Raw genomic sequence first — 11,294 nt, forward strand, 5'->3', positions numbered from 1 at the left:
TTATTATAATCTATTTTCTTTATGGATGGAAACAAAGAATGGTAACCAAAGAAATTGCTGAATTACAAGGTAAAAAAGCCCTCCCTGCCAAACGCTAGGGAGGGCTTACTTCAACGGAGATTGTCCTGCTGTAGCTTAAAATGAACGATTACATGTTTTTGATGACATGATCAGCAAACTCGGAGCATTTCACTTCCGTTGCTCCGTCCATCAAGCGGGCAAAGTCGTAGGTCACCGTTTTGTTGTTAATCGAAACTTCCAAGCCTTTATAGATCAAATCCGCAGCTTCTTGCCAGCCCAGATGCTCCAACATCATGACGCCGGACAGAATGACGGAGCCCGGGTTTACCACGTCGAGATCGGCATATTTCGGAGCTGTACCGTGGGTGGCTTCGAAGATCGCGTGGCCGGTGACATAGTTAATGTTAGCGCCTGGCGCGATACCGATACCGCCAACTTGTGCAGCCAAGGCATCGGACAAGTAGTCGCCGTTCAGATTGAGCGTAGCGATGACGTCAAAATCCGTCGGCCGCGTTAATACTTGTTGAAGCGCAATATCGGCAATGGCATCTTTCACGATAATCTTGCCTTCGGCTTCTGCCGCCTTCTGCGCTTGGTTCGCTGCATCCACACCGGACTGCTCCTTAATCCGGTCGTATTCAGCCCAAGTAAACACTTTATCGCCGAATTCAGCTTCCGCTACTTCATAGCCCCAGTTCTTAAACGCGCCTTCCGTAAACTTCATGATGTTGCCTTTATGCACCAGAGTCACGCTCTTACGGCCGTGCTTGATTGCATATTCAACCGCTGCACGGACGAGACGCTTCGAACCTTCTTCCGAAACCGGCTTGATCCCGATACCGGACGTTTCCGGGAAGCGGATCTTCTTCACGCCCATTTCGTTTTGCAGGAAGGCCAGTACTTTCTTCACTTCCTCGGAGCCTTCTTTATACTCGATGCCGGCATAGATATCCTCGGTGTTCTCCCGGAAAATCACCATGTCCACGAGCTCAGGATGCTTCACCGGAGACGGCACGCCTTGGAAGTAACGGACCGGACGAAGGCAGACGTACAGGTCCAGCTCCTGACGGAGCGCTACGTTCAGCGAACGGATACCGCCGCCGATCGGCGTTGTCAACGGTCCTTTAATGGCCACGATATACTCACGGATCGCCGTCAGCGTATCTGCTGGCAGCCACTCCCCGTATGTATTGAAGGCCTTCTCGCCGGCGAACACTTCATACCAAGCGATTTTCTTCTCACCGCCGTAGGCTTTCTCCACGGCGGCGTCGAGTACACGTTTCGAAGCTTTCCAAATATCACGGCCAGTCCCGTCGCCCTCAATAAACGGAATGATCGGGTTGTTCGGCACTTGGAGCTTCCCATTCTGAATTGTAATTTTCTCGCCTTCAGTAGGAAGATCAAACTTTTCGAGTTTCAACATTTTTTACGTTTTCCTCCTTCAAGTCTGTTTGCTGCATCTCACGGTCTCCATTTTACCACAATGTTCCTTGGAGCTCCCGTATTGCGGTTTATCTTAGTTCGATAGGAATGTATTTCTGATTGGTCGCACCGGTATATTCCGCACGAGGACGGATCAGACGGTTATCTTCCAACTGCTCCAGAATATGAGCTGTCCAACCGGACAAGCGGCTGATGGCAAAAATCGGCGTAAACAGGTCACGCGGAATGCCCAACATCGTATAGACGGAAGCAGAGTAGAAGTCAACGTTTGGCTTCAGCCCTTTTTGCGAAGTAACCAACTGTTCCACTTTGACAGAAATATCGTACAATGTGCTATCGCCCTTCAGAATACTCAACTGGCGGGACATATTTTGCAGGTGTTTTGCCCGCGGATCGCCGTTTTTGTATACCCGGTGGCCAAAGCCCATAATTTTCTCCTTATTGGCCAGCTTCTTCAGAATATACGGCTCCGCTTGATCGAGCGTCCCGATCTCGGCCAGCATAATCATTACCGCTTCATTGGCACCGCCGTGCAACGGTCCCTTCAAGGTGCCAATCGCGGAGGTTACTCCGGAGTAAATATCAGACAGCGTTGCGATCGTGACCCGTGCAGAGAACGTCGAAGCATTCAACTCGTGGTCGGCATGCAGCACCAACGCTTGATCTAACGCGCGAACGGCAATCGGATCCGGTTCTTCGCCCGTCAGCATATACAGGAAGTTGTGCGCGATCGATACGTTCTTGAGCGGAGCCACAGGCTCCTTGCCTTCCCGAATCCGGGCAAACGCGGCAATCAGAGTTGGAATTTGAGTTTGCAGCTTAATCGCCTTTAATTGGTTGCTTTCGCGGGAGTTGTCATTGGCGTTCTCATCATACAAAGCAAGAGCCGATACGGCAGTACGAAGCACTGCCATCGTGTTAGCAGTCTGCGGATACAGCTTCATCTGTTCTAGCACCGCTTCAGGAACTTCGGCATAATCGCTGAATTGCTGCCGCAGGCGGTCCAATTCGGCTTGATTAGGCAATTTACCGTACCACAACAAATAAGCTGTTTCTTCAAAACTCGCACGTTCCGCCAATTCGTCGATATTGATACCACGATAAGCGAGAACGCCATCATGTATGGAGCTGATCGAAGAGGTTGCCGCAACAATGCCTTCCAGGCCTTTCGTAGCTGTCATGATTCATCTCTCCTTTGTTAACATTTTGTGAGCAAACAAGCCCATGAAACACTCTCAAAATTGAAAGTTTTAAATTTTCGAAGTTAACCAATAACGGGCTTATAAATGCATTAATAGAGCTCCACCGCTTACTTCTTCATCATACTGGATTTCCGAAAACATGGGAACCGCTTCGACACCACCGGGTACATTAAATGATTTTATCACAACAATAAAGAAATTTTGTAAACGATTGCAGTTGTGCAATGAATTATATCACATCTTCCAAAAAATGTGCATAGCGGAATATCCGGGGTGGACAAATCATAGAGTTGAACTAGGACAGGTTTTTTGGGAAAAAGGGGAGATGCCACTTGGATCACGTGATTGTCAAGCGCGTGCTGCGCGGCAGCTGGATATGCGTTGTCCTCATCGTCTCTGTCCTGGCGGTCTACTGGCTGCTCCCGCTCGTTTATCCATTTTTGATCGCCTGGCTGATCGCCTACGCGATGAATCCGTTGGTCCTGTGGCTCCAAAGACACTTGCAAGTGCCAAAATGGCTGGCTGCGACCCTCTCATTGTTCATTTATGTAGGCAGTGCAGGAATCATTGTGTCCGCGGCCTTAACACGGCTGGTCAAGGAGCTCATCCATTTCGCCGAATCCTTTGATCATCGAATCGCGGAGTGGAGAAATCTGCTGATCTCATGGACGCAAAGCGAAGGCATTCAGTCGATCATTACTGAAATCAACCGGTTTATTGCGGATAACCCTGGCTATGAAAATACGATCCACAAAAACATCGACAATACCGCCGAAAAGTTCGGATCGTTTGTCTCCCATCTCATTAATCACGTGCTGGAAACGATCGTCAACCTGCTCTCTTCTCTCCCGAATTTAGGGGTGATTCTTGGAGTGATCCTGCTGGCTACTTTTTTTATCAGCAATCATTGGGAGCGGGATATGCGATTTCTGGCCGCCTCGGTCCCTGCGCCGTTCCGCAAAACCGTAGGCGCCATCTGGCGCGACCTTCAGCGGGCGTTATCGGGTTATCTGCGCGCGCAATTTATCATGATTTCGATCACCGCACTGATCGTTCTCATCGGCTTGCTTATTCTCGGCGTTGATTCCGCCTTCACCTACGCCCTGCTGATCGGTCTTGTCGACCTGTTGCCTTATCTCGGGGTCGGCACGGTGATGATTCCTTGGCTCATCTATGCCTTTGCCACCGGCCATGCCACGCTGGGGATTGGACTGGCCATCTTGTACGGCGTCATCCTGTTGGCCCGCCAGCTCATTGAACCCAAAGTCCTGGCCAGCAGCGTAGGACTTGATCCCTTGCCCACGCTGATCGCCATGTTTGTTGGGCTAAAGCTGTTTGGCGTATTGGGACTCATCGTCGGTCCGGTAACGCTCGTCATCCTGGGAGCTGCCGTGCGCGCCGGGGTTGTCCGGGATTTACGGAACTATATTTTGCATGGTCGATTGAGATAAGGTACGCTTCCTGCTTGAAAGAAAAGGCATCCCGTCCCTCCGAGACGAGATGCCTTTTCTTTGACTTGTTCAGGGGCTGTCTGCCACCAGATTTAACGGCGGAAATACGTAATCGTTCCGTCCTTGATCTTCTTGCTGACCCATTTCATCAGCGGGATCCGATATAGAATCCGCGTCAGCGGAAATACCATCGTAAATCCAATGATGTCGGTAATAAAGCCAGGGATCAGCAGCAGAATCCCGCCGGCAAATACGCATAAGCCATCCAGGACCATTCGTCCTGGAATTTGTCCGCCGCTCATCTGAGCTTGGGCATCCGCGAGCACTTTACGCCCTTCAAATTGCATCATTAACCCGCCGATGACCGAAGTCGCCAATGTTAAAAATATCGTCTTCCCAACGCCCAGCTTCTCGCCGACGTACATATACCCCCAAAACTCAACAATCGGAATCAACACGATGAGAGCGGCTATCCATTTACGCATATCAGGACTCCTTTATCACATTCCTGTACTTGTATTTTACCGCCTCCGCGTCACATAATCAAAATTTTACGGTTTTCGGGCTTCCTCCAACGCCGCATACCATTCCGGAAACACCTTCTTGAACTGCACCGGTCTGAAATCCTCGCGGCGAACGACATAATGCGAAGAAGAACCCTCGACGCACAACGTGCCTTCACCGTTATACACCTCATATCCGTAGGCCGTTTTGACCCCGTTGTTCTCGATGACCCGGGTCTTAAGCAGCACCGTATCCCCGTACCGGATCCCGCGTTTATATTCCACGTTCATTTCGTGAACGGGCGAGATATACCCCGCCTGCTCCATGTCGAAATAATCAAAGCCGAGATTCCGGCTCAGCTGCAGCCTTCCCTGCTCGAACCACTCGATATAACGCGCATGGTAAATGATCCCCATCATGTCAAACTCCGAATATTTCGGCTCAATGGTCAGTTCGCATACGTACACCCTTCTCCGCTCCTTCCTGATTTTCGTGATGCTGCCGCAGGCCCCGTTCCCGTTCGGCGGCAAAAAAAGCAATGGTCCCTCAGCGGGCCCCATTGCTTTCTTTGTGACTTGAAGTCGATGTATATGAACCTTAAGTTACTTGCGGATTTGCCCGATTTTCACCAGATTCGTGGATCCGGAACGTCCGAGCGGTACCCCAGCCGTAATGACAACGAGGTCGCCTTCTTTGACCAGTCCGGAATCCAGGCCGCCCTTCATCGCTTTGTCGAACATTTCGTCCGTCGTGCTGGCGATATCTCCTTTCACCGGCGTTACGCCCCAGTTCAGAGCCAGGCGGCGCAGCGTTTGATCTTCCGTCGTCACAGCGATGATTGGTGCTTTCGGACGATATTTGGAGACCATCCGTGCTGTATAACCGGTTTCCGTCGAAGTAATGATCGCTTTCGCATTCAACTCCAGCGCCGAGTTGGCAACCGCTTGGCTGATCGCTTCGGTTACGGTTGTTTGTTGGGCATTGCTTTGTTTAACGAAGATTTCACGATATTCCAAAGCGGATTCGGCTTTCTCTGCGATGCGGGACATCGTCAGTACCGATTCCACCGGATATTTCCCGGCAGCTGTTTCGCCAGAGAGCATAATCGCGTCCGTACCGTCAAAAATTGCGTTAGCTACGTCACTGGCTTCTGCACGCGTAGGTCTTGGGTTGCGTTGCATGGAGTCAAGCATTTGTGTAGCCGTGATAACCGGTTTGCCCACACGGTTACATTTCTCGATCATCCGTTTTTGCACAAGCGGTACATCTTCTGCAGGAATTTCTACGCCGAGGTCACCGCGGGCAACCATCAGGCCGTCAGATACTTCGAGGATTTCATCAAGGTTGTCAACACCTTGTTGGTTTTCGATTTTAGAGATGATTTGAATATGAGTTGCGTTGTGTTGTTCCAGCAGTTGACGAATTTCAAGCACGTCGCTCGCTTTACGAACGAAGGAAGCGGCAATAAAATCGATGCCTTGCTCGATCCCGAACTTAATGTCGTTAGCGTCTTTCTCGGTGATGCCTGGCAGGGAAATGTTTACGCCGGGTACGTTAACGCCTTTTTTGCTCTTGATCGTTCCGCCATTGACGATGCGGCACTTGATTTCCGTTCCTTGAATGTCAACGACTGTCAAACCAATCAAACCGTCGTCGATCAGAATCGTCGAACCGACTTCCACATCTCCAGGAAGATCTTTGTACGTGATGGAGATCCGGTTCTTGTCGCCGAGAATCTCTTCGGTCGTCAAGGTGATGAATTCATCCTGTACCAGCTCGATAGGCTCTTCTTTCAATTTACCGGTACGGATTTCAGGACCTTTGGTGTCCAACAGTATGGCGATCGATTTCCCCAGCTCCGCACTCGCTTGACGAATGTTCTTGATCCGGTTCCCATGCTCTTCGAAATCACCGTGGGAGAAGTTCAAGCGAGCGACGTTCATTCCGGCCATAATCAGCTTCTTGATGTTTTCTAACGATTCACTAGAAGGACCGATAGTACATACGATTTTTGTTTTGCGCATTTGGGTTTCCTCCGTTTAAAATAGTTCTCTCTATATAATCTTTTCCAACAACTAAATTTACTACAGTTTTGTCGATTTGTATAGGAAGTTTATCATATTGTAACGAACTATCCATGATTATGCGCCTAGCGACTTGGCTAAGCAATAGGGTTTTTCGGCGTCTAAACCTCCAGTATTTCCCGAAAACAGCGAAAATAACCTTACCGGAGGTCCCATAGGTTCCCCCGTAAGGTTATCGCTGTGAAACTTTAACTTGGCTTGGCAGTTTGGACCTGCGAAGCTGCTTCCGGTTCGCTTGACGCTTCGGAAGACGTCTCACCCTCAGGGAGGCCCGCAACTTCAGCCACCGTTTCCGGTGCCACAGTTCCTTGCGCCTTCGGCGCTCCTGCCTTGCCTGCTACCTGAAACTCGCCGATTTTGCGGAATTTCCGATAACGGTCCTCCACCAGCTCATCCGAATTCAGGTCGGATAATTCTTCCAGATGACGCAACAACGCCTCTTTGATCGAGGCAGCTGTCGAATCATAATCCCGGTGTGCGCCGCCGCGCGGTTCGGGAACAATCTCTTCAATAACGCCCATCTCAAGCAGATCTTGAGCGGTGATCTTCATCGCTTCCGCCGCCTGATCGGCCTTGGAGGCGTCCTTCCAAAGGATCGAGGCCGCCCCGTTTGGCGAAATGACGGAGTAAATGGCATTCTCCAGCATCAGCACGCGGTTGCCTACGCCAAGGGCGAGCGCGCCGCCGCTTCCGCCTTCTCCGAGAACAACGCAGATGACCGGTACCCGCAGCATCGACATCTCACGCAGATTCCGTGCGATCGCTTCCGATTGTCCGCGCTCCTCCGCCGTAATTCCCGGATAGGCCCCCTTCGTATCGATAAACGTAATGATCGGCCGCCGGAACTTGTCCGCCTGCTGCATCAACCGCAGCGCCTTGCGGAAGCCCTCCGGATGCGCGCTGCCGAAGAAGCGGGCGATATTATCCTTCGTATCCTTCCCCCGCTGCTGCCCGATCACCGTGACCGGCACGCCGCCCAGCTTCGCGAGACCGCCAACAACAGCCAAATCATCCCCAAACAACCGGTCCCCGTGAAGTTCAATAAAATCTTCAAAGATCAAGCCGATCATATCCAGCGATGTCGGGCGCTGATGATGGCGGGCCAGATGCATCTTTTGGGAGGGAGAAATGTTGCTGTAGATCTCTTCCTCCAGCTGCCGGTAACGCTCTTCCAAGCGCGCGATTTCATCGGTAAAATCGATTCCCTTCTCTTTGCCAAACTGCTCCAGTTCAGAAATCTTCTCACGCAGCTTCACAAGAGGCGTCTCAAAAGGCAATTCACCAGCCATTTATACTCCTCCCTTCACGCCGTGCAATTCTAGCAATTTCGCCAGCGTCGATTTCATATCCTTGCGGTTCACGACAAGATCGACCTGACCATGCTGCAGGTTAAATTCCGCCGTCTGGAAATCGTCCGGAAGCTTCTGGCGAATCGTCTGCTCGATGACAATTCTTCCGGCAAAACCAAATACGGCCCCGGGCTCGGCCACAATAATGTCGCCAAGCATGGCAAAACTAGCCGATACACCACCCGTCGTCGGGTCTGTAATGACTGATATATATAAACCGCCATGTTCGCTTAGTCGGGCCAAAGCGGCGCTCGTCTTGGCCATCTGCATCAAACTGAGGATACTCTCTTGCATCCGCGCTCCGCCCGATGTGGAGAAAATGATCATCGGCAGACGTTTTTCGATGGCCTTCTCGATGGCACGCGTAATTTTCTCCCCTACAACCGATCCCATACTCCCGGTGAAGAAGTCAAAGCTCATCACGGCTGCCACAGCAGGATAGCCATGGATGGTCCCCTCTCCGGTCACGACCGCTTCGCGTAGTCCCGATTTCAAAGCCTGCTGCTCCAGCTTGCTGGCATACCCCGGGAACTTCAGCGGATCGACCGAGATCAAGTCAGCATCGTACTCCGTGAAGCTGCCTTCATCAAAGGTATAGCGAATCCGATCCAGAGCGTTCAGCCGCATATGGTGTCCGCAGGAAGGGCACACCATCAAATTCTTCTCCAGTTCTTTGCTGTACTGAATCGCACCGCAACGGCCGCATTTATTCATCAGGCCTTCCGGAATTTCGCGTTTGGGGCGATCTGCCTGCGGCGTGCCCTCTTCATTGCCGGTTCGTCCTGAGGGAATGGTCGCGTACTTCCTCTTCTTCTGAAACAAATCTTTGAACACAACTACACCTCTTCAGCCGTTTATTTATCGTAGCAGTTCCACAAAGTCTATAAAAACCCAGACGACCCTATATGAACCCGCACTTCTAGGCCTCATCTGCACTAGGAATCTCGAATCCCTTTGCTAAGGATGCAAAATCGAATTCAACACTTCTTGCACTTCTTCCAGTTCCCCGGAAGGAACTAAAATCTCGTATTGTTGTTTGGATAAATTAACAGGACGTGTTTGGACAAGGAAGCCTTCTTCGGTGAGTTTCGTCTTGATCATATCCGCAACTTTCGCGGTAGGCGCAATATACATAACAGTCCACATGCCCTTTTCAAAGCCCCCTAACCTAATCTTTGAGCCCGTATAATAGAGTAATGATAACATAATTTTCAAAAATCCCGCAACAAAAGGAAACCCGCGCAGAAAGCGGGTCTCGGCAACGGATCCGCCGCAGAGCCCGGCGCTAGGTTCCACGGGACAGCAGGCATTACTCTGAAAGATATTTTCAGAAGTAATGGGGCAAGGGCATTGGATGAGACGGGATCCCGTCCAAAGACAATCGGCTCTTGGGCTCGATTTTTCAAGAGGAGCCCGACGGATAGGTCGTGGCCTGTTCATGTTTATGGGCGATTCGCGCGGAAGCCGCTGCGGCCAGACCGGCGACTAAATCGTCAAGAAAGACATGAATGCGTTCGCCGCGATTGTTCAGCTTCCCTATGATCTCCGGTTTGACCTTGTCCAAATAGCCGAAGCTTGTCAGGCCAATCATTCCAAACACACTCGTGATGCCCAGCGCCATCGTTTCATCCACCCCATACAGCGGTTCGTCGGCCTCCAGGATCGCTTGCAGCGGTTCAGGGAGCTGCTTCTGTTCAGCCAGTTCATCAAGTGCGATTCCCGTAAATAGGGTATATTGAACCTCCCTCTTCTGCAACACAGCTTTGACGCTTTCCAAGCATTGGTCCAGCGTCAGATCCGCATGATACGCCGTTTGCAGCGAATGCACAATTTGAGCGATATCCTCCAGCTTCACTCCACGGCGCAGCAGTTGCGCTTTCGCCAATTCATATGTCATCGTTTCTTCCTCCCTTGATCCCGGCGCAACCGCCGTTGCCCGTAATTGTCGCGATAGGGTTGTCGTCACACTGCGAGGTGCTGTCCATTTAGTGGTCGTCTTCGTAACCTCCAGGAACGAAACTCGGCTAGTGCTGCTGTTGAACTGGTACAGACGTTGGCTAGTGCCTGTAGTTGGTGTTGTTGACGTTGGCTGGTGCTGATGATGGCTACCGTTGACCGTAGTTCCCCCCGCTAGTTGACGATGCCGGAATTCATTTCATGATCGATTCTTGGTCATTCGTGTGTTCCTAAGTGTATGCACCACCCTCCAAAAATGTTCGTTAAACCGTGTCCCGACCTATCCGAAGCTTGCCCGCGCTAACGGACCTCAGCGACACTATTTGCCCATTTCCCGCAGATTTCCCAATGTAACGGACACTACGGCCGTTATTTGGCACCCAACTGGTGATTTCAGGCACTATGCGATGAAATAAGGTCGCTCAGGTCCGTTACTTTGCCAACCTTCTTGTAAACGTTGGAATAACGGCACTGGAGTCCATTAGATCGGGTGCAAAATAAATACCCGGCCCTGCATCTATGCAGAACCGGGTTATGGCCACCGGATCATGGCGATCCTTGGTCGGCAGATCGCCGTTATTTGATTTTGACCGTGTCGGGGCCTAGCATCTGCTCCATTTCACGGATCAAAGCGGGCGAAGGCTTGATGCTGTAGCGCTCCGTCAAGGCCAAGAGCTTGCCGGTGCTTTCGTAGAACAGCACCGTTGCGATCGGGCCGGGATGCTGCTCCAGCAGCAGCTTGAGCCGCTCCAGCAGCCGCGCGTTCTCCGCCGCGGCTGTGATCTTGATGAAGACGCGCTGCGCCGGCGTCTTCTCCTGCCCGCGCCGCGCGCCCGGCGCGGGCGCGGGTCCCGCCGCCGCGGCCGGTGCCGCCGGCCGCGCAGCGGCGCCTGGCCCGCGCCCGCGCGCAAGGCCGCGGCGCAGCCGGGCCAGGCTTTGCTCGCTCAGCGGAGCCACTTCGTCGGCCAGCAGCTTAAAGCCTTCGTCCTGCTGCTGGACGACGCCGCGCAACGCGAGCAAAGCCCCCTTCTCGACGTGGGCGGCCGAGCGCCGCCACACTTCGGGGAACAACACAACCTCGCAGCGCTCGATCTGGTCCTCCAGCTCCATGAACGCCATCGCTTTCCCCTGCTTGGTTGTGATCGTCTTCACGGACACGACCATCCCCGCGACAACGGTGCGGGTGTCGTCCGGGGCTTCGGCCAAATCCATCAGCCGATCGACGCCTTCGCCCTCCAGCAAGGCATCGAAATCGTCCAGCGGATGGCCGGACAAATACAGCCC

The 11,294-nt window shown here is 52.2% G+C and carries 11 protein-coding genes; 1 reads left to right on the forward strand and 10 read right to left on the reverse strand.

The genetic code is table 11. The features are described 5' to 3' along the window. Window positions 1-148: 148 nt before the first annotated feature. Both icd and citZ read right to left on the reverse strand, forming a co-directional pair. Entirely contained in the window at window positions 149-1,444 is a 1,296-nt protein-coding gene (gene icd / locus RW092_RS13185) for an NADP-dependent isocitrate dehydrogenase (protein WP_316010417.1), read from the reverse strand. A gap of 88 nt (window positions 1,445-1,532) precedes the next feature. Next, window positions 1,533-2,645: a citrate synthase gene (gene citZ, locus RW092_RS13190; protein ID WP_016312839.1), complete on the reverse strand. Its 1,113-nt coding sequence runs from the start codon at window positions 2,643-2,645 to the stop codon at window positions 1,533-1,535. A gap of 353 nt (window positions 2,646-2,998) precedes the next feature. Here citZ and ytvI point away from each other — a divergent pair, with 353 nt between their 5' ends. After that, window positions 2,999-4,117, forward strand: coding sequence for a sporulation integral membrane protein YtvI (ytvI, locus tag RW092_RS13195; protein WP_316010418.1), 1,119 nt, complete (start codon window positions 2,999-3,001; stop codon window positions 4,115-4,117). 92 nt (window positions 4,118-4,209) lie between these two features. Here ytvI and RW092_RS13200 read toward each other — a convergent pair whose 3' ends face one another. The 8 genes from RW092_RS13200 to RW092_RS13235 all read right to left on the reverse strand — a co-directional run. Then, complete coding sequence (locus RW092_RS13200; RefSeq protein ID WP_085279268.1) at window positions 4,210-4,602, reverse strand: FxsA family protein; 393 nt, start codon at window positions 4,600-4,602, stop codon at window positions 4,210-4,212. A 66-nt stretch (window positions 4,603-4,668) separates the two neighbouring features. Then, the gene (locus tag RW092_RS13205) at window positions 4,669-5,088 is read right to left on the reverse strand and encodes an acyl-CoA thioesterase (protein ID WP_036625113.1); all 420 of its coding nucleotides are present in this window, start codon (window positions 5,086-5,088) and stop codon (window positions 4,669-4,671) included. Between the two features lie 135 nt (window positions 5,089-5,223). Then, a complete protein-coding gene (gene pyk / locus RW092_RS13210) occupies window positions 5,224-6,645 on the reverse strand; it encodes a pyruvate kinase (RefSeq protein WP_016312843.1) in 1,422 nt (473 codons plus the stop codon). Between the two features lie 248 nt (window positions 6,646-6,893). Next, a complete protein-coding gene (locus RW092_RS13215; protein WP_028540009.1) occupies window positions 6,894-7,994 on the reverse strand; it encodes an acetyl-CoA carboxylase carboxyltransferase subunit alpha in 1,101 nt (366 codons plus the stop codon). After that, entirely contained in the window at window positions 7,995-8,888 is an 894-nt protein-coding gene (gene accD / locus RW092_RS13220; RefSeq protein WP_016312845.1) for an acetyl-CoA carboxylase, carboxyltransferase subunit beta, read from the reverse strand. A gap of 123 nt (window positions 8,889-9,011) precedes the next feature. Further along, on the reverse strand, window positions 9,012-9,200 hold the full coding sequence (locus tag RW092_RS13225; protein WP_009226742.1) for a hypothetical protein: 189 nt from the start codon (window positions 9,198-9,200) through the stop codon (window positions 9,012-9,014). 256 nt (window positions 9,201-9,456) lie between these two features. Next, a complete protein-coding gene (locus RW092_RS13230; RefSeq protein WP_028540011.1) occupies window positions 9,457-9,951 on the reverse strand; it encodes a phosphatidylglycerophosphatase A family protein in 495 nt (164 codons plus the stop codon). Window positions 9,952-10,586: 635 nt separating this feature from the next. Then, the coding region (locus RW092_RS13235) for an OB-fold nucleic acid binding domain-containing protein (RefSeq protein WP_316010419.1) at window positions 10,587-11,294 on the reverse strand (708 nt) is incomplete at its 5' end.

Source organism: Paenibacillus sp. 3LSP (assembly GCF_032465655.1).
GTDB lineage: Bacteria > Bacillota > Bacilli > Paenibacillales > Paenibacillaceae > Fontibacillus > Fontibacillus barengoltzii.